General features: G+C 50.0%; 23 protein-coding genes. 9 read left to right on the top strand and 14 right to left on the bottom strand.

Annotated features, from left to right (window positions below):
• Nucleotides 1–13: 13 nt before the first annotated feature.
• A complete protein-coding gene (galE, locus tag ACYVC2_RS26430) occupies nucleotides 14–1054 on the bottom strand; it encodes a UDP-glucose 4-epimerase GalE (protein ID WP_461107604.1) in 1041 nt (346 codons plus the stop codon).
• A gap of 131 nt (nucleotides 1055–1185) precedes the next feature.
• Between galE and ACYVC2_RS26435 the strand changes: the two genes are divergently transcribed.
• Nucleotides 1186–2061, top strand: a complete 876-nt coding sequence (locus tag ACYVC2_RS26435; protein WP_461107606.1) for a transglutaminase-like domain-containing protein — start codon at nucleotides 1186–1188, stop codon at nucleotides 2059–2061.
• Nucleotides 2062–2141: 80 nt separating this feature from the next.
• On the opposite strand, the gene ACYVC2_RS26440 is transcribed toward ACYVC2_RS26435, so the two are convergent.
• The gene (locus ACYVC2_RS26440; protein WP_461107608.1) at nucleotides 2142–2768 is read right to left on the bottom strand and encodes a 4'-phosphopantetheinyl transferase family protein; all 627 of its coding nucleotides are present in this window, start codon (nucleotides 2766–2768) and stop codon (nucleotides 2142–2144) included.
• A gap of 77 nt (nucleotides 2769–2845) precedes the next feature.
• Between ACYVC2_RS26440 and ACYVC2_RS26445 the strand changes: the two genes are divergently transcribed.
• The 3 genes from ACYVC2_RS26445 to folB all read left to right on the top strand — a co-directional run bounded on the left by ACYVC2_RS26445 (nucleotide 2846) and on the right by folB (nucleotide 5207).
• A complete protein-coding gene (locus ACYVC2_RS26445; RefSeq protein ID WP_461107610.1) occupies nucleotides 2846–3745 on the top strand; it encodes a WD40 repeat domain-containing protein in 900 nt (299 codons plus the stop codon).
• Nucleotides 3746–3864: 119 nt separating this feature from the next.
• Nucleotides 3865–4788, top strand: a complete 924-nt coding sequence (locus ACYVC2_RS26450; protein ID WP_461107612.1) for a DivIVA domain-containing protein — start codon at nucleotides 3865–3867, stop codon at nucleotides 4786–4788.
• 68 nt (nucleotides 4789–4856) lie between these two features.
• Complete coding sequence (folB, locus tag ACYVC2_RS26455) at nucleotides 4857–5207, top strand: dihydroneopterin aldolase (RefSeq protein ID WP_461107615.1); 351 nt, start codon at nucleotides 4857–4859, stop codon at nucleotides 5205–5207.
• A gap of 76 nt (nucleotides 5208–5283) precedes the next feature.
• On the opposite strand, the gene ytxJ is transcribed toward folB, so the two are convergent.
• Nucleotides 5284–5613: a bacillithiol system redox-active protein YtxJ gene (ytxJ, locus tag ACYVC2_RS26460; RefSeq protein WP_461107617.1), complete on the bottom strand. Its 330-nt coding sequence runs from the start codon at nucleotides 5611–5613 to the stop codon at nucleotides 5284–5286.
• Between the two features lie 295 nt (nucleotides 5614–5908).
• On the opposite strand from ytxJ, the gene ACYVC2_RS26465 reads away from it, so the two are divergent.
• Together ACYVC2_RS26465 and rsgA are read left to right on the top strand one after the other, a co-directional pair.
• Entirely contained in the window at nucleotides 5909–7162 is a 1254-nt protein-coding gene (locus tag ACYVC2_RS26465) for a 3-deoxy-D-manno-octulosonic acid transferase (RefSeq protein ID WP_461107619.1), read from the top strand.
• Nucleotides 7163–7202: 40 nt separating this feature from the next.
• Nucleotides 7203–8129, top strand: a complete 927-nt coding sequence (rsgA, locus tag ACYVC2_RS26470; protein WP_461107621.1) for a ribosome small subunit-dependent GTPase A — start codon at nucleotides 7203–7205, stop codon at nucleotides 8127–8129.
• Between the two features lie 15 nt (nucleotides 8130–8144).
• Here rsgA and ACYVC2_RS26475 read toward each other — a convergent pair whose 3' ends face one another.
• Complete coding sequence (locus ACYVC2_RS26475) at nucleotides 8145–8750, bottom strand: Uma2 family endonuclease (RefSeq protein ID WP_461107623.1); 606 nt, start codon at nucleotides 8748–8750, stop codon at nucleotides 8145–8147.
• A gap of 115 nt (nucleotides 8751–8865) precedes the next feature.
• Nucleotides 8866–10242 (bottom strand): cystathionine beta-synthase, encoded by a 1377-nt coding sequence (locus tag ACYVC2_RS26480; RefSeq protein ID WP_461107625.1) that lies wholly within the window; start codon nucleotides 10240–10242, stop codon nucleotides 8866–8868.
• A 209-nt stretch (nucleotides 10243–10451) separates the two neighbouring features.
• Here ACYVC2_RS26480 and ACYVC2_RS26485 point away from each other — a divergent pair, with 209 nt between their 5' ends.
• A complete protein-coding gene (locus tag ACYVC2_RS26485; protein WP_461107627.1) occupies nucleotides 10452–10859 on the top strand; it encodes a hypothetical protein in 408 nt (135 codons plus the stop codon).
• A 48-nt stretch (nucleotides 10860–10907) separates the two neighbouring features.
• Here the strand turns inward: ACYVC2_RS26485 and ACYVC2_RS26490 are convergent, their stop codons facing one another.
• The 4 genes from ACYVC2_RS26490 to mce are packed head-to-tail and all read right to left on the bottom strand — an operon-like array spanning nucleotide 10908 to nucleotide 14757.
• Entirely contained in the window at nucleotides 10908–11528 is a 621-nt protein-coding gene (locus ACYVC2_RS26490; RefSeq protein ID WP_461107629.1) for a hypothetical protein, read from the bottom strand.
• Nucleotides 11525–12640, bottom strand: coding sequence for an AAA family ATPase (locus tag ACYVC2_RS26495; protein ID WP_461107631.1), 1116 nt, complete (start codon nucleotides 12638–12640; stop codon nucleotides 11525–11527). The genes ACYVC2_RS26490 and ACYVC2_RS26495 overlap by 4 nt, the downstream gene beginning before the upstream one ends.
• A 50-nt stretch (nucleotides 12641–12690) precedes the next feature.
• Complete coding sequence (locus tag ACYVC2_RS26500; RefSeq protein ID WP_461107633.1) at nucleotides 12691–14343, bottom strand: M1 family metallopeptidase; 1653 nt, start codon at nucleotides 14341–14343, stop codon at nucleotides 12691–12693.
• A 6-nt stretch (nucleotides 14344–14349) separates the two neighbouring features.
• Entirely contained in the window at nucleotides 14350–14757 is a 408-nt protein-coding gene (gene mce / locus ACYVC2_RS26505) for a methylmalonyl-CoA epimerase (RefSeq protein WP_461107635.1), read from the bottom strand.
• Nucleotides 14758–14886: 129 nt separating this feature from the next.
• Here mce and ACYVC2_RS26510 point away from each other — a divergent pair, with 129 nt between their 5' ends.
• Nucleotides 14887–15213: a HesB/IscA family protein gene (locus tag ACYVC2_RS26510; RefSeq protein ID WP_461107637.1), complete on the top strand. Its 327-nt coding sequence runs from the start codon at nucleotides 14887–14889 to the stop codon at nucleotides 15211–15213.
• Between the two features lie 153 nt (nucleotides 15214–15366).
• On the top strand, nucleotides 15367–15924 hold the full coding sequence (locus ACYVC2_RS26515) for an acyl-CoA thioesterase (RefSeq protein ID WP_461107639.1): 558 nt from the start codon (nucleotides 15367–15369) through the stop codon (nucleotides 15922–15924).
• Between the two features lie 36 nt (nucleotides 15925–15960).
• On the opposite strand, the gene ACYVC2_RS26520 is transcribed toward ACYVC2_RS26515, so the two are convergent.
• From ACYVC2_RS26520 to ACYVC2_RS26540, 5 genes are all read right to left on the bottom strand, one after another.
• Nucleotides 15961–16989 carry a methionine synthase gene (locus ACYVC2_RS26520; protein ID WP_461107641.1) on the bottom strand — a complete coding sequence of 343 codons (1029 nt, stop codon included), beginning with the start codon at nucleotides 16987–16989 and terminating at the stop codon, nucleotides 15961–15963.
• A gap of 19 nt (nucleotides 16990–17008) precedes the next feature.
• Nucleotides 17009–17971, bottom strand: coding sequence for a phytanoyl-CoA dioxygenase family protein (locus ACYVC2_RS26525; protein ID WP_461107643.1), 963 nt, complete (start codon nucleotides 17969–17971; stop codon nucleotides 17009–17011).
• Between the two features lie 181 nt (nucleotides 17972–18152).
• Nucleotides 18153–18662 (bottom strand): GNAT family N-acetyltransferase, encoded by a 510-nt coding sequence (locus ACYVC2_RS26530; RefSeq protein ID WP_461107645.1) that lies wholly within the window; start codon nucleotides 18660–18662, stop codon nucleotides 18153–18155.
• A 60-nt stretch (nucleotides 18663–18722) separates the two neighbouring features.
• On the bottom strand, nucleotides 18723–19505 hold the full coding sequence (locus tag ACYVC2_RS26535; RefSeq protein ID WP_461107647.1) for an SDR family NAD(P)-dependent oxidoreductase: 783 nt from the start codon (nucleotides 19503–19505) through the stop codon (nucleotides 18723–18725).
• Nucleotides 19506–19613: 108 nt separating this feature from the next.
• Nucleotides 19614–20807 (bottom strand): Gfo/Idh/MocA family protein, encoded by a 1194-nt coding sequence (locus tag ACYVC2_RS26540; protein ID WP_461107649.1) that lies wholly within the window; start codon nucleotides 20805–20807, stop codon nucleotides 19614–19616.
• Between the last annotated feature and the right edge of the window lie 23 nt (nucleotides 20808–20830).

Raw genomic sequence — 20830 nt, forward strand, 5'->3', positions numbered from 1 at the left:
GTGGGAAACAGTATCATTTTTTTATGCCTAACCGTTGCTGCCACTGCCAGGCATCGCGCAGCGATTCGGCCAGCGAACGCTTTGCCTGCCAGCCCAACACGGTATTAGCCTTCGTAACGTCGGCGTAAACCTGCTCGACGTCGCCGGGACGGCGCGGACCAATGCTGTAATTTACCTTCACGCCGGTGGCTTCTTCAAAAGTTTTGATCACGTTCAGCACCGTTTCGCCCCGGCCCGTACCAATGTTGATCACATCGTAGGAATACGGCATATCCTCCTCGATGAGTTTCCGAAGCGCCTGCACGTGGGCATCGGCCAGATCCATGACGTCGATATAATCCCGAATACAGGTTCCGTCGGGTGTATTGTAATCATCTCCATAGACGGTCAGGCTGGAGCGAATGCCGGCGGCCGTTTGCGTAATGAACGGAACCAGATTCGCCGGAACGCCCAGCGGCAGTTCGCCGATCTGTGCCGACGGATGCGCACCAATGGGGTTAAAATACCGCAGTGCCAACGCTTTGACCGGTGTTTTGGCCCGAACGGCATCGCGAATGATATCCTCCCCAATGGCTTTGGTATTGCCGTAGGGAGACTGAGCCGGAAGACGGGGCGTTTCTTCAGTTACGGGCAGGTGTTCGGGTTGGCCGTATACCGTGCAAGACGACGAAAAGACCAGATGCGGCACCTGATGGGCCGACATCAGTTCCAGCAGCAACATCAGCGAGTCGAGGTTATTGCGGTAGTATTTCATCGGCTGAGCGACCGATTCGCCAACGGATTTGTAAGCCGCAAAATGAATCACGCCGGCGGGCGATTCCCGCTGAAAAACGCGCTCCATCTCGGCGGGGTCGTTGCAGTCGATGATGTAGCAACGGACGTCATGCCCTAGAATGGTCTGCAACCCGCTGAGCACCGAGCGCTCGGAGTTGGAAAAATCATCGACGATGACGGGTTCGAAACCTGCGTTGAACAGCGAAACGACTGTGTGCGAGCCAATAAAGCCAGCGCCACCCGTAACCAGAATTTTGGGAGAAGTGCCTGTAGGAATCAAACTATTTTTTTATAAAATTTTTGTTGCTACTTTGTCTCTGTAACTCGTAAAACCAGACAAAAGTAGTATATTCAGGAGGTTTCCGAAAACAGTATTTATTCTGGGGTACCACGACTTAGCTTTAGTAACGCATGAACGACAATGAATTGAAAGCGCTGATCTCGCTTTTAGATGATGAGGACCGGGAAGTAGTCGAGCATGTCGAACAGCAAATTCGGCAGATCGGAGGACCAATGATTCCCTTCTTGGAGGCCGAGTGGGAAGGCAGCTTCAATCCCGAACTACAAAAACGAATCGAAGAAATTATTCACGATCTGCAATACGAATCCGTACTGGATCGGATGCGCGACTGGAAAAACGGTGGGGCGATGGACTTGCTGGAAGGACTCTGGATCGTGGCCACGTATCAGTATCCCGACCTGTCGCTGAATAAATTAAAGCAGGACGTCGAGCAATTGTTTTACGATGTCTGGGTCGATTTTAAGCCCGATATGCACCCCGACGAGCAGATCAAGGCCATGAACAGCGCCTTTTTTTCGAAGCTGAAATTTGCGCCGAATACCAAGCATTTTCACTCGCCCGCCAACTCGATGATCAATCAGGTACTGGAGTCGCGCCGGGGCAATCCAATTACGCTTTGTGTGCTGTATATGCTCATCGCCAAACGGCTGAACCTGCCGGTCTACGGAGTGAATCTGCCCAACTTATTTGTGCTTACGTATAAAAACAGCAGTGGCGTTCAGTTTTACATCAACGTCTTCAACCGCGGGCTGATCTTCACGACTAAAGACATCGATCAATACATCGATCAGTTGAATATCAAGCGGTTGGATACCTTTTATCAGCCCTGCACCAACGCCGACATTGTCCGGCGCGTGCTGCGTAACCTGACGCTGGCTTTCGAAAAAAACGGCGACACGGCGCGGGTTCAGGAAGTAGAGCGAATCCTAAACGCTGTCCGGGACGACGGCGATGGGCTTCCCCTCTCGGACTATACACAGCGGTAAACGAGTAACCAGTAACTGATAGCCAGTTAAAAGTTCTGAGAAATGACTAGCTACTGACTACCAGCTACTGGTTAGTCGCTTTAGTACGCTACAGCCAGCAGACCCGGTCCTGTCCGAAAACAACGAATGGTGAGCTGCGATTCGTGATCGGGTAGGCGCACATGACCGACCAGGTGTTCATCATGATCGGCAAACGGGTCGACATGCAGGTGCTCCCGAAAAGTAAGCTGACGTTTGCCGTACAGTTTGTAGAGTGCTTCTTTGGCACACCAGTAAACCGCCAGCCGATTCGGGTCGCCACCGGCGTGTGCAACTTCACTTTCCGACAAAACCCTGGGTACCACCCGTTTAAATTGTTCCCGAATCGGTTCGATATCGATACCAATGGGCCGTTGGCGATGCAGGGCAACAGCCGCCCAGCCGGTGGTATGCGATAAAGACATGTGCCACGGCAATCCGATTAAATAAGGCTTTCCGAATTCGTCTTTCTGAAGCCCGTTGTACACGACGCCCTGGGCTTCAACCAATTGCCGGATAGCTATCCGGCAGGCCATCCATTCGATGCGTTGCGCCGGGTGGCTGATGCTGGCCAGTTCCTCCTCCTCGGGCGTCGTCAGCTGCAACGCCAGCTGTAGAGTCGGTTCATCTTCCGTAATGCTCTGGAGCGTGGCTATGCAATCGCTGTTTATGTCTATCTGAACCCTCACGAATCAAAAGTCGGAAGTCGTTCGGGAAAAAGAAAGGTTTACCGACCTTTGCGGGTCAACTTGTTTGTTTATCGGTCATGCATGTAGAAAAAATCGATACGTTCGGTGGTCACCGCGATTGCGTTTATAGCCTGGAAGGGGGCCTGGAAACGAATCAGTTTTTTTCGTCAGGCGCCGACGGACTGGTTGTCCGCTGGCAACTCGATCGGCCCGACCGGGGAACCCTGATTGCCAAAGTATCGGCTTCGGTTTATGCCATAGCGCTACATCCGACCAGTAAACTGCTCTGGGTCGGTCAGAATTACGAAGGACTTCACCTGATCGACACGGATCAGAAGCAGGAAGCTCGTTCGCTGAAGCTAACTTCAGCGGCTATTTTCGCCATTAACTTTTACAAAAACGACGCCTTTGTTGCTTTATCCGATGGCGTTGTGGTGGTGCTCGATGCCGAACAACTGGCTGTTAAAAAGTACCTTAAAGCTTCCGGCCAGGCGGCCCGATGTCTTGCTATCAATCCCATCGAGCGGGAAGTCGCCGTAGGTTACAGCGATAATTCGGTTCGGATTTTCGATCTGATCACCTACGATCTGAAGCGGATGATTCCGGCGCATACCAATTCGGTTTTTACCCTGGCCTATTCGCCAGACTTCCGATACCTGCTGACCGCCGGACGCGATGCACACCTGAAAGTCTGGGACGCCGAAAAAGAATATAGCCTTCAGACCGACATCGTAGCGCATTTATTCGCCATCAACCATCTGACCTACAGCCCGGACGGGAGTCTGTTGGCCACCGCCAGTATGGATAAATCGATTAAGATCTGGGATGCCGATACGTATCGGTTATTAAAAGTCGTCGACCGGGCGCGTCATGCTGGCCACGGCACGTCGGTTAATAAACTACTCTGGACAGACTACAACCGGGAGTTGCTTTCGGCCAGTGACGACCGTACTATTTCGGTTTGGCAGTTGAGTTGAAAAACGACCGTCTCCTAGGAATCTTCTAATTTTCCGGCTATTTTTTGTAAAATCCGTATTATGAGCGTTATTTCACCTCTATCTGTTAGTAAGTAACAACCAAAAACCTTAGCGCACCGATGAAATTTACGCCTAATGATATCCGGCAACACTCATTTGAAAAGGGATTGCGCGGTTATAAAACAGAAGAAGTAGACGCTTTCCTGGCGCTGGTATCCGAAGAATGGGAACGGGTCACCAGCGATTATAAAATGTTGAAAATGCAGCTTGAACTGGCCGAAAAAGAGTTGGGTAAGCTGAAAGAAGTAGAAATGACCCTGTTTCGGACGCTGAAAACAGCCGAAGATACCAGTACGCAAATAACGGAGCAGGCCAATAAAGCCGGCGAAAAATACATCAGTGAAGCCAAACAGAAAGCAGACGATTTACTGGCCGACGCCCGCAAGCGCTCGGCATTGATGGTACAGGACGCTGAAAATCAGTCACGCTACTTAAAAGACAATATCCTGAACGACCTAAAATCGTTGGAACATGACTTTAAAGCGCTGGAAAACTATAAAGAAAATCTGGCGGTGCAGATCCGCACCCTGGCCGGTAACGCCGTCGACAGCGTGGAGCGCTTCGAGAAAAAATTCACCAAGCAAAACCTGAAGGGAAAAATCGATGAAACGGCTAGCCAGATTAAAGATGAGCTAAAACAGGCCGATGCCCAAAAGCAGCCTGAGCCAGTAAAAGCCTCTGAATCGACCCCGCCCCCCATTACTGATCTGCCTCCGCTTACCCAACGCGAACCCGCCATTCCCGAAGCTATTCCAATCGACGAAGCGGTGGTCGCCAAGCTCAACGACGCCGTTCGCCAGTCGACTCAACCGGAGGCCGTTCAGGAACCAGACATTACCAATAACTCGGAGACCACAGAAGAGCTCAAAGGTTCGAAACCAGTGCTGGCAGAGGTCGATACGGCTGAACCGGTAGCTCAGCCAGTCGACGTACAGCAGGATTCGGAACCTAAAAAAGGCGGCTCGTTTTTTGATCAGATTTAAGTGCTGGAGTAGCACGGCATAAAACCGCTGCCTCAGTAAACGAATGCGGGTTTCCGCCCGCGCTACACATGGGAACAATTGCACTAGAAGGACTCGAATTTTTCTCTTATCACGGTTTTTACGACGAGGAGCAAAAAATCGGCAATAAATATTCCGTCGACATCATTGTCACGGCCGATTTTTCGGAAGCAGCCCGGCGCGACCGGCTGAGTGCAACGGTAAATTATGAGGATTTGTACCGGATCACGGCCAACGTAATGCAGCGATCGGCCCGGTTACTCGAGCACATTGGGCATCAGATCATTCAGGACATTCGAGCACAGTACCCTGAATTACAATCCGTTGAAGTCAGCGTATCGAAATTCAACCCGCCCATCGGCGGTGTTTGTCATCGCGCCAAGATTACGCTGAAAGAATAATGGAGGAGAGGGTATGGAGTAAGGGCATCGGGCGATTTCTGTAGTGTCCCTACGCCCTTACCCCATACCCCTTCCCTTAAACGGCCTGTTGCAATCCGGCAAACGAGATCGACATATGCGAGGCATCGTAAATGCATTCGCCATTGCGGATGAGCAGCACCTGCGGGGATTCGTGCTCAACGCCAAAAACGTTTTCAATCTTATTCGAAATAGACCGGTTAGCTAATAAGTCGAGATAATAGGGCTTCACCCCAAGCTGATCGTTCCAGTTACGTTCCATACGGCTGAGGGCCATTGCGCTGATGGAACAACTTGTACTGTGTTTAAAAATCAGCACGGGTTGCTTTACGGATTCTTCTTTTATGCTATCCAGTTGAGCATCACTCGTTAACTTATTCCAGTTCATTGTTGCAACATAGGTTCTGTTGAGCGAAAACACATTTAGGAATTTGAAAAGTTCTTACTTTCTGGAACGTACCCTAACTTTTCAGCCATTTTCAGGGAAATGTTTCGGGGAGGTGGCCAGGCGACGCCAGCGGGCATTTTTTCACTTGCTGATTTAGCTTCAATAGAGTAAGCTTCTGTCTCGTAACCAGGCCGTTTATTGCGCCAAACTTAGAACGCCCCGCATGATCAGTGCCGAAATGAATGATTTCATAGTGAGTTCGTAGCTTTGTCTATCTCATCAATTTTACATACGCTTGTTTTCCGGACTCTATAATACAGGTATTCTGACGTTCCAGACCCTGATGCGGTTGGTAGCACCGTTTCATCCAAAAGCTCGTCTGTGGGTTGACGGTCGTCGGGACTGGGCTGCAGCGCTGGCCGCCAAACTAGCGGGCAATACCGCTATGATTGCCTGGTTTCACGCGGCTTCCCTGGGCGAATTTGAACAGGGCCGGCCCGTCATCGAAGCGTTTCGGAAGCAATACCCAGCCTATAAGATTTTGTTGACGTTCTTTTCGCCATCGGGCTATGAGGTGCGCAAAAACTACGATGGAGCCGATTACATTGTTTATCTTCCAGTCGATACGCCCGATAATGCCCACCGGTTCGTTACTCTTGTAAAGCCCCACATTGCATTTTTTATCAAGTATGAATTCTGGTATAACTACCTCCGAGAGTTGAAAGCGGTTAATGTACCTGTTCTTTCATTTTCCGCTATTTTCCGGCCCGATCAGCTTTTCTTCAAGCCATATGGTGGTTTTTACCGGCGAATGCTCCATTATTTCGACCACATCCTGGTCCAGAATCAGGAATCCGTCGATTTGCTGAAAACTATTGGCATAACCAAGGTTACCCGTGCCGGCGACACTCGTTTTGACCGGGTTGCCAAGGTAGCAGCTGCGAAAAAAGCCATACCACTGGCGGCCGCTTTTAAAAACGACCAGCCCCTGCTGGTGGTAGGAAGCGCCTGGCCAGAGGATATGGCCGTACTGGTTCCGTTTCTGAATTCTTTCAGCCAGCCCTTAAACGTTATCATTGCACCCCATGAAATTCACGAGGGTGAGATTGAGCGCTGGCAAAGCCAGTTGAGCAAACCGTCGGTACGATTTTCACAAACCAGTGAAACGGATGTTCGTCAGGCAGCGGTGCTGTTCATCGACAACGTAGGTATGCTTTCGTCGCTCTATCAGTACGGCGAATTCGCTTACATCGGCGGTGCGTTTAAGCAGGGATTGCACAATATTCTCGAAGCGGCTACTTTCGGTATGCCCCTATTTTTTGGGCCCGAATACGCAAAATTTCAGGAAGCCGTTGATTTAATCCACGAAAGAGGTGCTTTTGCGGTCAGCGACACCATTGAACTGGCAACGGTCTTTGGGAGACAATACGAAAATGCCTCAGAAGCGGCTCATATCAGCCGGGCTTACGTTCTACGGAACATTGGTGCAACGACACAGGTTATGCAGGTTGTTGATCAGCTTTTGAGCGAACGAATAATTGAAAAGTGAGCTCATTCACCGACTCTTTTACACTTTCACGGTTTAGACATTGCAAAACGGTTTAGTCATACGATCCACAGGCTCCTGGTACGACGTTCGCAACGAGGACGGACATGTTTTTCAGGGGCGGCTGAAAGGGAAATTTAAAATAAAGGGGCTTAAAGTTACGAACCCTATTGCGGTAGGGGATCGGGTTACATTCGACGTAGAGGACGAATCCCAAAATACAGCGATTATTACCTACATTGCCCCCCGCGAAAATTACATCATCCGGCAGTCGGTGCATAAAACCGCGCACGGGCACATCCTGGCGGCCAATCTCGATCAGGCGGTTCTGCTGGCCACACTTACCCTACCGCGCACATCACTGGGGTTTATCGACCGTTTTCTGGTTTCGGCCGAATCGTTTCGGATTCCAACGACCATCGTGTTCAATAAAACGGATATTCTGAACGACGAGGGGTTGGCCTACCAGCAGGAAATTATGGATATGTACGAACGGATTGGCTACCATTGCCTGTCGACGTCGGCCACGGAGGGCGAAGGCGTGGATGCGTTTCGGCAGTTACTCGATCATAAGATTACCCTTCTGTCGGGTCATTCGGGCGTAGGGAAATCGTCGCTGGTCAATGCGATTGCGCCTGATCTGAACTTACGCACGAACGAAGTGTCGACGTTTGCCAACAAGGGCGTACATACCACAACCTTCGCCGAAATGTTTGAGCTGGCGCCCAGCACCTACATCATCGATACCCCAGGCATCAAAGAACTTGGCCTAATCGACACGGAGAAAGAAGAAATCAGCCACTATTTCCCCGAAATGCGCGATCGGCTGAACCAGTGCCGGTTCCATAACTGTCTGCATCTTAACGAGCCGGGTTGTGCCATCAAAGAAGCCGTCGCCGAAGGTGCCATTGCCGAAAGCCGCTACATGAGCTATCTGAGCATGATGGAAGGCGAAGACAACCGGCGATAATTATGTGCAGATTTCCTACAAAACGCCTTCTTCGGTGAGAATATCCGCTACGTTCAGCGTTACGGCATCGAGAACGGGGACCGTAGCGTTCCAGTTGAGTGTAAGCCAGTTCTCGTCTCGCGTAGCAACGAATATTTTCCGGGATTTAGTCGTAATCCAGATGACCCGCTCCGTTCCAAAGTCGAGCATTGCCTGCGTCTTTTCGTAGATGTAATCCTGCTCCATAGCCGGAAAGGCTTCGAGATCGACTTTGATATCGACTTCGACCACGACTCTGGGAGCTACGTCAAAAAACTTTCCTTTAACGGTTACTTTCTCTTTCGCATAGATCGCAATATCGTTCGACAGGTTATCGCCTAACTGAATATGCAATCCGGGTTCGTTGGTAACGACCCAGTAGGCTTTACGGTTTACATGGTTACCAAGATATAAGTGTAGAGCAGATACGATAATTGCCTGGAGGTCACTACAGCCCATAATTTCGCCCGGTGTCTTTCGGTTAGCCAATACTTCCTTATAGCCCTTGCGATAAAGCGGGCGGCCGTTGAGCGTTTCATAAATCAGATAGGAAGGTATTTGCTGTGGTACTTCTAGCTCAGGGGTTACTGCTTCTGTTGCCATAGCCTTGCGATTTACTACAATACTACAAATTTTCAGGTAATTATGACGTTTGGCGTGAGCGGTGCCGCAATTGATGTTGGCGTTCAACAAACCCTGCCACCGCTCACGCCAAACGTCAGTTCGTCATAGCAGCCAGCAAATCCGCCTGCGTAATGATGTGCACCTGCTCCCGTTCATCGCGCACTAGCAGAGCTTTGTTGTCACGGTCGATCAGAGATGATAAAGCATCGACGGTGTTATCCAGACCCACGAATTTAAACGGCTTGTCCATGACGTCGCTGACAGGGTTATCTTTCACCCTTGGATCTTCGATCAGGCGGTTCAGGATGGTCGAATCCGTCAGGCTACCGACAATGTTACCTGCTTCGTCGGTAACCGGTATCTGCGAAATTCCGTATCGGTTCAATACCTGAATGGCCTGGCTCACCGACACGCCCGCTCCAATGGTGGTTAGTTGTGACTGGCCGTTTTTGTGATGAATGATATCACGAGCGGTTTTGAACGCACGATCTTCCAGAAAACCGTGGTCTTTCATCCAGGTATCGTTGTAAATTTTAGCGAGGTAGCGTGTGCCGTGGTCAGGCAGTAGAATCACCAGAACATCGTCGTCGGTGAGGTGATCTTTAGCCCATTCGAGTGCCCCATGCACGGCGGTACCGCACGACCAGCCCACAAACAGACCTTCTTCCCGCGCCAGCCGCCGGGTCATGATGGCAGCGTCTTTGTCGGTCACCTTGATAAAATGATCGATAACGCTGAAATCTACGTTCTGCGGCAGAATATCTTCGCCAATACCCTCGGTTAGATACGGATAGATTTCGCGCTCGTCGAACTGCCCCGTTTCTTTGTATTTCTTGAAAACCGACCCGTACGTATCCAGTCCAACAGAAACCACAGCGGGGTTCTGTTCTTTCAGGAACTTCGACGTCCCGCAGATGGTCCCTCCTGTACCGACGCCAGCCGCAAAATGCGTGATTTTACCGTCTGTATCCCGCCAGATTTCCGGACCGGTCGTTTCATAGTGGGCTGCCGTATTGGCCAGGTTGTCGTATTGATTCGGGTAAAACGAGTTGGGAATATCACGATTGAGTTTTTTGGCTATCGAGTAGTACGAGCGCGGATCATCAGGCGTTACGTTGGTCGGACAAACGACGACCTCGGCGCCTACTGCCCGCAGAATATCGATTTTCTCCTTCGACTGCTTATCGGCCATCGTGAAAATGCACTTGTAGCCTTTTCCAATAGCCGCCAGGGCCAGCCCCATGCCCGTGTTACCGCTGGTACCTTCGATGATCGTGCCACCGGGTTTCAACACACCCCGCGCTTCAGCATCTTCGATCATGCGTATGGCAATGCGGTCTTTCACCGAGTTGCCCGGATTGAAATATTCAATCTTCGCCAGCACCGTTCCCCGAATGCCTTTCGTGACTTTATTGAGCTTGACCAGGGGCGTATTGCCAATGGTATCGATGATAGAATGATAGTAGTTCATGTCAGTGGCAGCCCAATCAGGCGAATTATGCTGTGGTTTCTTAAGATAAACGCCGGAAGCGGGCAGTTCGTTTAAACGGTTTATCACCGGTTTCCAACCGTTCAGCGCTCGTTTCAGTGCCTTCATACCATCTTCGATTTACGAGTGATGGAAAGGGCAATACCTTTGAGCCATTCTTTAATCATTCACAACACAAATACGAACAACTCATGAAAACATTTGCTCAATCTTTCATCGCTGCCCTGCTTCTGAGCACGGCTACTTTTGCCTCTACAGCCGCCACAACAACCCCAACAGCCGCTAATCCGACGGTTACGACCGATTCGTATAAAGCCGCTGTTTTCCCCTCAGCACTTCCGTCTAAACTGAACGTGTACGTCGAACGGACACCGGGTCAGACCATGATTGTTTCGCTGAAAGGCTCAGATGGTAAAGTGCTGGCAAAGCAGTTAATCAACAAAAAACAAGGTGATTTCCGGTTTCAGTTCGACCTGTCTGAACTGATCGATGGCAACTACAGCGTCGAGCTAGCCTCGGGCAATGATGTAGCCGTTTATCCGGTTACCCTGTCGACTCAGCCCGCCAAGGTATCATCCCGCCAGATTACGCTGCAATAATTGAACAGTAATCAATAAAACAGCCACGGTCGCGAGAGTGTGGCTGTTTTATTGATTACTGTACTCGTCGAGAAAGGTGATTAGTTGATTATGAAAATGAGCGAAGCTGCGGGATTGCCTGACGAGTTTCATAAAATCAGCTTTGACTGCTGCCTCACGGACAGTCTTTTCTATTCGTTGCCTGTCTGGACTCTTCTCTCCATAAACCTTCTTTTTAATTTCATCTTTACCAATTGATTCCAGACTGTTTGCAGTCGAATTATGCTGAATATAACAAATCCAGCAGTCAATAGCCTGAATTGGAACGTACAAAATAATTTTCTCCTCGTAAGCTTTATGTACTTTACCCATTTTCTCTTTTAGCTCACGAAGCCGTTTGCTATGTCGCTCTAAATCATCGGTAAAGTCCGGTTCGTCTAAATCAATTCCAGCAATAAAAAGATCACAAGAGTTTTTATCATCCGCAAATGACCGAGCGCATAATGTTGCCGCTTCCTGAAGTACTTTTGAAGCACTCGGATTCTTTGTGATAGCAATCTGAATATTAGTCCTGACAACCTGATGAATTTGAGGATATTTGGCTACAATCCAATTTAAGTAAGCGGGAATGAACTGGTATTCAGCAAATCCTTCACTAACCAGTGTATAAGTTAATTTGGGCTTCTTCATGGAATTGTCGGCACCCCTCCTAATAGTCCATAAAGCCAGTTTTCACTTAGGTTCGTCGTTAAATCAATTTCATCCAGCCCTAATTCCCGGTTCCGCTGGTTTGTTGGTTCAATAATATCTTTTTGAAGATTTCGCACATATGTAGCCCCTTCCTCATCCTTATCAAAAACAAACACCGACCCTGGACGTGTAGCAAAATCATCCAATACATGTTCGTTGTGACTCGTGAGAATAACCTGAACGTCCTTCTCGTCGGCCAATCGAAAAATAAAATCCATCACTTCCCGAATTCGGCGCGGATGAATACCTCTTTCTGGCTCTTCAAGTAGCAAAAGTTTCGGTGGGTTTGGTTGATTAATGATACAAAGGATAGCAAGAAAAAAAAGCACTCCTTCTGATACTTCGTCTGCCCAATAGCCGTTATCTTCTTTATCGAAAAAACGTAGACCAAGCATACTTTCGCTACCATATTTCACTGGTGGTACAGTGAAATATGCTATTTCAGGAATACACTTATGTAAATCGTCTTGAATTTTTTTTGAGTTTCTCTTAAAGTTAGAATCTATATAAAAATAAAATGAAATAAGATTTGAGCAATCCGCGAGAAGACCGACCTGATCCGCAGAAAACTTTACTTTCTGAATTAATTTTGATGGGTCTGGTCGAAAAACTTTCGTTTGCTTAAAATCAAAAAATTCCCTTCTGTGGCCACCCAAAATTTCTATATTAGCTTTAGAACCATCACCATTGACAAACCAGTCATTCTTAACTGTCTCTACTATGTTGTAATCATCAATAGTTTTAATCTCATAATTTTGACTGTAATGGTATATTTTATTATTACTAACAGGATATTTCTTAGACATATATTCATTAGGGTCAGGTAGGAAATCAAACGAATAGTTTATATTGACTTCTTGATGTTTAAAGCTGACTGCTTTAAGTTCCTCAACATTTTGAGATGTCAAACCACTAATTGAGAAATCCTCCAGCGCCTTCAAAAAATTCGTCTTACCGGAGTTGTTCGGGCCAATGAGCAGATTGACTTTTTGCAGATCGAGCGTGACGTCTTTCAGGCTCTTGAAGTTCTGGATCGAAACGCGCTTGAGCATGGGTGAAGAGCAGTTGATGGCAACGTGATGTACGAATGCAAGTTAGACATTTAGTTTCCCATTTGTGTAGCGCGCATCAGGACAGTGTTGTCGGGGTCGATAACGACAGAAGCGGGTTTGGTGGCTAGCGGAACCGTAAACGTCTGGGTCGGCTCGTTCATCGTCAGGCGGGCGGTGCGCTGGATTTCCCGTCCGTTACTGCCCCGGATACTAAACGTTAGAGGAATGGTGAAATAAGCGCCTGTCTTCTGAATTTGCCGAACATCGATGACCAGCGACTTTTTGGCCGCATCGTAACGCGATCCCCAAACGATGTCGGGGTAACCGGGCTGGTATAGCCATTGCTGGAAGAAGGACCCTAACTTCTTCCCCGACACCGTTTCCATTACCGCCTGCAAATCACTTGTCTGCGCGTTTTTGTTCCGGTAGGTCGCGTAGTAGGCCCGAATGCCCTTCCAGAATGTCTCGTCGCCGAGTTCAGAACGCAACATGTGTAACACCCAGCCGCCTTTCTGATACGCATTTGGGTTCAGCAAATCCATCAGGTTCGTGGTGGTCGAATCGATGATGATGCCTTTCGGCTTCAGCGCCGTGAAGCGAAAAATCTGGTTTTTATTCTGATTCAACACCGCGTTGAGCGTATCGCGGCCATAGGCGTGTTCAAGGTATAGCGCCGAAAAATACGTAGCGAAACCTTCGCTCAGCCAGAGCTGCGACCAGTCGGTTTCGGTAGCGGAGTTGCCAAACCACTGGTGCGCAATCTCATGCGCCAGCAGCGCTTCGACATCCGAGTCTTTCCGGCCCACAATGATTTTCTCGTCGTAGAAAATGCAGCTGGCGTTTTCCATTCCGCCAAAAATCGTCGTCGACTGCACGTTCGCCAGCTTTTCGTACGAATACGGTCCGATTTTATCGATGAAGTATTGCAGGATCGTTTTGGCGGGTCGATAATCGACAAATCCTTTCTGGCTGTCTTCCGGATAAAGCCAGCTCTGCACCGGAACGCTACTCACCGACCCGACGTCCTCGACCGCAAAACGGGCCGCGCCAATCACCATGACCTTCGTCGGAATGGGGGTGGCCTCCTGCCAGCGGGTTAGTTTACGGCCGTTGGGTAAGGCGCTTTCGCCCAGCGATTTCCCATTGGCGATAACACGGTATGTAGCCGGCGCATTGACACTGAACGAACAGGTCGCCTTGTCGGACGGATGATCGACGACGGGCAGGTAATTTCGGGCGTTATTCGGCCAGTTATCTCCGAAAAAGGTTCGGTTACCGAATTTATTCCGACTGATGATCAACCCTTTGGCGGGTGTACCGTCATATCGGATAGTCACTTCTGTAGGCTGGTTCGAAGCCGCCGGCAGGTTGATGAACACGCGGTCGTTTCGCTGACTGAAGGGAGCAGCTTTCCCATCCGGCAGGGTCACTGCCCGTACGGTCATACCAGTCTGTGCCGAGCCTGCTTTGCTACCGATCAGATCGAACCAGACGGTTTGCCGGTCGTCGGCTCGGGTGAAGCGGATGGTTGCTTCACCCTGAATTTTATTCGTTGAGTCGCTGAGGGTGATTGAAAACGCGTAGTGCTGAACGTCGACGCCCGGTTGCGTATACCGGGCCGTATTGCTGGGAATCTGAGCGCTGGCAAGCGTGGCCAGGCAAACAAACAGGGTACTGATTACTTTGCTTCTTACTGATTTCATTCTGGGTTACTCCTTAATTTCCTGACAGAGTTCGATCAATACGCCGTTAGCGCTTTTCGGGTTCAGGAAACAGACTAGTTTATTATCGGCTCCGCGCTTGGGTACTTCCTGCAACAACGTAAACCCTTCGGCTTTTAGTCGCTCCATTTCGGCCACTAAGTCGTCTACTTCAAAGGCAAGGTGGTGAATTCCCTCCCCTTTCTTTTCTAGAAACTTCGCGATGGCGCTTTCCGGAGCCGTTGCTTCGAGTAGTTCGATCTTGGTCTGATTGATCCGAAAAAACGATGTCGTTACGCTCTCTGATTCAACACTTTCCGATTTGTACGGCGCTACGTTTAGCAGCTTAGTGAACAGCTCGTTCGAGGAGGTCAGGTTACGGACGGCAATTCCGATATGTTCGACGTTGGTAAACATACAGTACAGGAATAATGACGGCTTATCAGGAAACTTTTCCAGAAACGGAAAAGTTAACCCTATGGTGCTACAAACCTACAACGGCAGCGCCAATTCCATTGTACCTTATTCATTATACATTGGTTCACCATGGTTACGGTTTCGGAAATTGCAAAAGATAAAATTATTGAACTACGTCAGAAAGATGGTCTAAATGCAGACTATGCCATTCGCGTAGGGGTTCAGGGGGGCGGTTGCTCGGGCCTGATGTACGATCTGCAATTCGACGCCACGCAGCAACCCACCGACCATGTGGTTGAAGATAAAGGCATTAAAATTTTGGTCGACCGTAAGAGCCTGCTGTACCTGGCTGGTACTGAACTCGACTTTTCGGACGGCCTGAACGGTAAAGGCTTCCAGTTTAAAAACCCGAACGCCAGCCGTACCTGCGGTTGCGGAGAGAGCTTCGCCGTTTAAACCACTACGGTGGTCCGGCCGGATTGATGTAAATTTTACGATTTCCCTGATTTTCTTAGGAGCCACTCATTACAGGGTGGCTTTTCTATTTTTATATCTTTAGGCTTCGTAGAGCAAATCACAGTCAGTCCCTAAAATCACATCAATCCTGGTATGAATGCCAAACCCGTTAGCCATTCGCGCACGACGCTTACTGAACTGATGATTCCAGCCTACGCCAATTTTGGCGGAAGGGTACATGGCGGGATTCTGTTATCGCTGATGGACAAAGTCGCGTATGCCTGTGCGGCTAAACACGCAGGACAGTATTGCGTAACGGTTTCTGTAGATGGCGTCAATTTCCGGCAGCCTGTCGAGGTAGGTGAACTGGTTTCGCTGATGGCTTCGGTCAATTACGTGGGCAGAACATCGCTGGTTGTCGGAATCAAGGTAATTGCGGAGAATGTGAAGCTGGGAACGGCCAAGCATACAAACACCAGCTACTTTACGATGGTGGCCAAGGACGAAACTGACAAACCCACGGAGGTCCCTCCGCTCCTGCTGGAAACGCCCGACGATGTACGTCGGTTTCTGGAAGCGATGAAGCGCAAGGAACTCCGGGCTTCTTTCACGGAATATTTTCACACCGAAAAAACACGGATGTTACTGGACGAAAATGTCGATCAGCTAAAGCAAGAGCGCTGCCAGTTGGCCGATGGATTCGTCCTGTAAAGACGCGACCGCACCGGTGGCCCGGCCTTCGCGTCTTTACAGTTCTGCCCTGACCATTTTGGCACCAGCCACCATATTCACCAGCTTTTGCTTGGCGGCCCATCGGGCAGTCTGACTTAATCCGCAATCGGGTGCTACGGCTAGTTTTTCGGCCGGAACGTAAGGCAAACATTTCCGTATGCGCTCGGCCACATCATCGGGAGTTTCGATATAATAGCTCTTCACATCAATGACCCCAACGGCCACGTCGCACCGTTCGGCGAAGCGGGCCAACAGGTTTACTTCGGCGAAGTTCAGCACGGTCATTTCGGTGTGAAGTTCATCAACGGTCATGTCCAGAAAATCGGGGAGCATTGGCGCAATGGTCTTTTTACCAACCGAACGACCTTTGTAATTCCCAAAGCAGAGGTGCATCGACAACCGGGTTTTCCCGACGCCGGGGGCTACCGTCCGGTTGAAAATATCCACAAACCGCTTCGTATCTTCCCGATATGCGTAGCACGACATTGAGGGTTCATCCACGCAAATTTCAGGCACACCCAGAGCAACTAAGTCCTCGATTTCTTTATTAACCAATGGTAACAAGGCTTCCGTAACCTCCCAGCGGTCTTTGTACAGATCGCCTGGCAGTAGCCGACCGCTGAGCGTATACGGTCCGGGAATCGATACTTTCAAGCCTTGTCCTTCGGGAGCCAGCCGTTTCAGCCGCAGGTATTCTTCCACCACACCCAGGCCTTTAGGTGCGGTCAGGGGCTCAACGATCGTATGTTTCCCGCGCTGGTCGTGTGCCGGCGGACCGAAGCGCCGGAGTTCAGCTTCGTTGTTCTGGATGCCTTTGATATACCCATAGAACGACAGATTGAAATCGAAACGGGTCTGTTCGCCATCCGTAATGACGTCCAGCCCTGCCGACACCTGGTCGTGTACCGATGCCACCACGGCATCTTCAATCATTTCATTGATATCGGCCGGGCCAAACTGAGCCAGATGCTGACTGGAGAATTCGAGCCAGCCCGGAAACGGCATGGAGCCGACAACGGTCGTTTTTATGGGGACGGGTTGCAAGCGTATAAAAGCTAAAGGATTAGAACGGTTTTTTTCCTATCAGTTTTTTGACCACACCTTTCAGCAAAACCGGCAGGGTAAAATTATGACTGACAGCGTACCGGAACTTCCCCGTATTAATGGTTTCGATTGGTTTCCCGTTTTCGCTGTGTTGCACAACTTTACCCGTTGCGATGTTGACGACATGACGCAGGTTCAGATTGTTGGCAAACATATCGGAAAACCGTGGGGAATAATACATGCAACCCTCAAAATAATAGTGGGTCACCTGCGACCAGCGCGTACGGTTATCGCCTTTGATGGGCATGCCGCCATGCACCAGATTAGACGACCAGATCAGCACATCGCCTTTCTGCATATGAATTTCCTGTCGCTGGTAGCCATTGGCTTCCATGAACTCTTCCATAAATTCCTCATAATGAGGATACTCAGCGTAATTTTCTTCTGCTTCGAGTCCGATATCGAAATAATTGAATTCTTTTTGTCGGTGCGAACGCGGATAATAAAATAAGGGACCGTTGTTGGTATCGGTCGCTTCTAGAGCGACCCAGACACCGCACATAAAGCGAGCCGGTGCGCTACTGAAGTGAATCGTGTCGGAATGGGCGCGTTGCTGCGTACCAAATTTGAAATTGAGCGTCTGGAACGGTATAGGTTCGCGGTCATACAACATCCGGAGTACATCGAAAATCTGGGGTAAACTGGCGATTTGGCGAACGGTTGGGTATTTTTTCCAAAGATCCTGATGGCGACTGGGCTCTTCACCCACGCGGGCCGGATATTGCTGATTTATCTCGGCCAGCGTCCGATCGATCAACTCATGACTAACCTGTTGGCGTAACAGCAAAAACCCTTCCTGATTGAAGTGGATAGCCATTTCGCGCTGCTCAGGCGTGAGCTCTTTTTTCTGCAGCAGGTCATTGAAGAAGGGAGATTCGACCCAGGGCAGGTTCATTTTGGTAGCAACCGTAACATTTTTCATAGTTGTTCTGAGGAGTGGCAAGAGGAATCGACATATATGCTGTAAAAGAACAACAATCGAAATAAGAAGACAAATGAGTACTGTTAGCTACCGGCCTGAAAGCTAGGGGGTTACATTCAAAAAATACTATATATTATAACTTAGCAGGATTTTTCCCAGAATACCGGTTTGTTACTTTTAGTTAACGGTCGAATTGGCGCTCCCACCACAGGAGGTTTTCGATGCGATCGAACAGACGAAATCCATTTTTAACCAATACGATCTGTGAAGCTACATTTTCGGTTTCGGTATCGGCCACTACGCGCTGAACCTCCGGCTGCTGCCCTGCCCAGTTGACCAGACCACTCACCATTTCGGTCATGTAGCCCAATCGGCGCAGGCGAGGGTAAGTACCGTATCCGATTTCAATGGTGCCGGTTTCGTCGGGCTCGCCTTTGAACTTGGCTTCGGCGACGAATTGTCGTTTCTGCCGGTCGATGGCCAACCACATGGTGTGGTACAACGGATCGTAGGCGGGATCCTGCAGACGGGGAATGGTAAAATAAGTAATGATACTCAGCACCGGCTCAACGACTTCCCGATTGCCTTTCTGTAAGCCCAGCGTTTCTTCCAGCTGGTAGTTATCGGCAATGTGCAGATGAAGCTGACTTAAAGTGAGCGGAATTATCGTAAGACGTGCCGTTTCGATCATAATAGGTAACTGGCTTGGTCGGGCTATTCACGATTCAGTATCGAAGATGGGTTATTCGGTTCAGATTTGCCCTTCGCTGACGCTCCAGCCGCCATCGACGGTCAGCACCTGCCCCGTGGCGAAGGCTGAATAATCGGACATAAAATAAACGGCGGCTCCGTCTAGGTCGTTGGGTTGCCCAATACGGCCACCGTCGAGAGGTTGTTTGGTTCGGGTAAACTCCATGATCGTCTCGTCCTGAGCGGCCCGCTGCGCCATCGGTGTCTCGACCAGCGCCGGAGCCAGTGCATTCACGCGGATGTTATCGTTGGCGTAATAAGCGGCAATCGACTTGGTAAACCCAATTACTGCTGATTTGACTGCGGCATAAGCATGTGTAGCAAAATAAGTGGGCGACGGTCGCGAACCAAGCACGGAGCCCATGTTGAGGATCGTACCGCCTGACTCCTGAGCCCGAAAAGCGCGGACAGCCGCCTGATTCGAGAGCATCAGGGAGGTTAAGTTAAGGTTTACCGTGTAGTTCCATCCCTCAAGGCTGAGATCGTGCAGTGGGCCATCGCCCGCACGACGGCCGCTTCCCCCTGCTACGTGGTAGAGACCATCGAATCCGCCAAAAATTTGCTGACAAAGGGCGATGGCCTTGCTGGCCGTCTGCGGATTCGACGCATCGCCCGACATAGCAAGCCCGTTCCCGTTCAACTGATTTTCGGCAGCTGTACAGCTTTCGGAGTTTCGTCCGACAACAACAACCTGGGCGCCTTCGCGAACAAATGCCAGGGCAGCCGACAACCCTATACCGGTTGTGCCGCCAACGATCACAATTTTTTTAGCCTCTAACCACATTTCTACTGAATATTTTACGGATTGTAATGCAGGTGATAACCCTCGATTTCTGGCTAATAACCGCCGGTTTCCACCTGCATTATAACCCGTTTCCGGCGTGTTCGCATGCTAAACCACATCCCGTTCTATAATCCTTCCGGTAGCCTTTTCCTTCAGAATGAGTTTATTTCGGCCATCGTGAGTCATTTCCTGCTTGATCAGATAATGTTCAGCGTCGTAATCGACCAGGGTGGATTCGGGTTTTAGCCCTTCCTGACCCCGCCAGACGGGCAGGTTCACCTTCTCCCACTGCTTCGTTTCTGCCGATCGATAAGCCGCGTCGAGTATGGCATTGACGACATAACCATCGTAGAACGTTTCGATCGGCTGCCGGTTCTCCTCCCGGGCGCTGAACATGTCGGTAAACATATGATTGTACCCCAGGTCATTTACTTCGTCGCCAACGGGAAACAGCCAGCCCGTATTGGATTCAGCTTTTTCGGCTACATAGTCGGCACCTTTGCCAGTCGTAAACATCTCGAAACCCGTCCGCAAAAAGTTATTAATCCAGATGGTTCCCTCGGTGCCCATCACTTCATCGCGCAGGTCCATCCCACCACGGAACGTCCAGCTTACTTCAAACTGGCCGATGGCCCCGTTCTCGTATTTCACCAGCGCGATGGCATGGTCTTCGGCTTCAATCGGCTTGACCTGCGTGGCAGCCCAGCACATGACCTCGACTGGCCGGACGTCTTTACCGATGAAACTCCGGGCAATTTCGACGCAGTGGCAACCCAGATCGAGCATGCAACCGCCACCCGCCTGTTCTTTATCCCAGAACCAGTCGGAGTGCGGACCTGGGTGCGTCTCCCGCGATTTAGCCCAGAGAATGCGGCCCAGAGCGCCATTTTTGACACTATCGAGCGCTTTCAGAAATTTAGGTGTATAACATAAATCTTCGAGGTAACCGGCAAAAATGCCCGCTTCCTCAACCGTCTGCATCATCCGCAGAGCCTCTTCGCCCGTCCGCCCGAGCGGTTTGGTGCACACAACGGATTTCTTATGCTTCGCACACAGATTGACGGCCGTTTCATGTATGTTATTGGGCAGAGCGATACAAACCATATCCACATCCGCATGCGCAATAACTTCTTCCATATCGGTCGATGCGAAGCTACAGCTGTAATCGGCTTTGAATTTGTCGGCGGTTTCCTGCCGGCGGGCGTAAACAGCGACTACCTTGTCGCGGCTGCGCTGGCCGTGGATGGAATCGGCATAGAAGCGGCCAATAAAGCCGCCCCCGAGCATGGCAATACGTTGCATAGACTAGAGGGTTCGGGTAAAGG

This window comes from Spirosoma koreense, from assembly GCF_054777875.1.

Excerpts from the sequence above, each read along its gene's own strand:
- ACYVC2_RS26435 (WP_461107606.1), top strand. The coding sequence starts at position 1,186 with ATGAACGACAATGAATTGAAAGCGCTGATCTCGCTTTTAGATGATGAG.
- ACYVC2_RS26445 (WP_461107610.1), top strand. The coding sequence starts at position 2,846 with ATGCATGTAGAAAAAATCGATACGTTCGGTGGTCACCGCGATTGCGTT.
- ACYVC2_RS26450 (WP_461107612.1), top strand. The coding sequence starts at position 3,865 with ATGAAATTTACGCCTAATGATATCCGGCAACACTCATTTGAAAAGGGA.
- folB (WP_461107615.1), top strand. The coding sequence starts at position 4,857 with ATGGGAACAATTGCACTAGAAGGACTCGAATTTTTCTCTTATCACGGT.
- ytxJ (WP_461107617.1), bottom strand. The coding sequence starts at position 5,613 with ATGAACTGGAATAAGTTAACGAGTGATGCTCAACTGGATAGCATAAAA.
- ACYVC2_RS26475 (WP_461107623.1), bottom strand. The coding sequence starts at position 8,750 with ATGGCAACAGAAGCAGTAACCCCTGAGCTAGAAGTACCACAGCAAATA.
- ACYVC2_RS26480 (WP_461107625.1), bottom strand. The coding sequence starts at position 10,242 with ATGAACTACTATCATTCTATCATCGATACCATTGGCAATACGCCCCTG.
- ACYVC2_RS26485 (WP_461107627.1), top strand. The coding sequence starts at position 10,452 with ATGAAAACATTTGCTCAATCTTTCATCGCTGCCCTGCTTCTGAGCACG.
- ACYVC2_RS26490 (WP_461107629.1), bottom strand. The coding sequence starts at position 11,528 with ATGAAGAAGCCCAAATTAACTTATACACTGGTTAGTGAAGGATTTGCT.
- ACYVC2_RS26495 (WP_461107631.1), bottom strand. The coding sequence starts at position 12,640 with ATGCTCAAGCGCGTTTCGATCCAGAACTTCAAGAGCCTGAAAGACGTC.
- ACYVC2_RS26500 (WP_461107633.1), bottom strand. The coding sequence starts at position 14,343 with ATGAAATCAGTAAGAAGCAAAGTAATCAGTACCCTGTTTGTTTGCCTG.
- mce (WP_461107635.1), bottom strand. The coding sequence starts at position 14,757 with ATGTTTACCAACGTCGAACATATCGGAATTGCCGTCCGTAACCTGACC.
- ACYVC2_RS26510 (WP_461107637.1), top strand. The coding sequence starts at position 14,887 with ATGGTTACGGTTTCGGAAATTGCAAAAGATAAAATTATTGAACTACGT.
- ACYVC2_RS26515 (WP_461107639.1), top strand. The coding sequence starts at position 15,367 with ATGAATGCCAAACCCGTTAGCCATTCGCGCACGACGCTTACTGAACTG.
- ACYVC2_RS26525 (WP_461107643.1), bottom strand. The coding sequence starts at position 17,971 with ATGAAAAATGTTACGGTTGCTACCAAAATGAACCTGCCCTGGGTCGAA.
- ACYVC2_RS26530 (WP_461107645.1), bottom strand. The coding sequence starts at position 18,662 with ATGATCGAAACGGCACGTCTTACGATAATTCCGCTCACTTTAAGTCAG.
- ACYVC2_RS26535 (WP_461107647.1), bottom strand. The coding sequence starts at position 19,505 with ATGTGGTTAGAGGCTAAAAAAATTGTGATCGTTGGCGGCACAACCGGT.
- ACYVC2_RS26540 (WP_461107649.1), bottom strand. The coding sequence starts at position 20,807 with ATGCAACGTATTGCCATGCTCGGGGGCGGCTTTATTGGCCGCTTCTAT.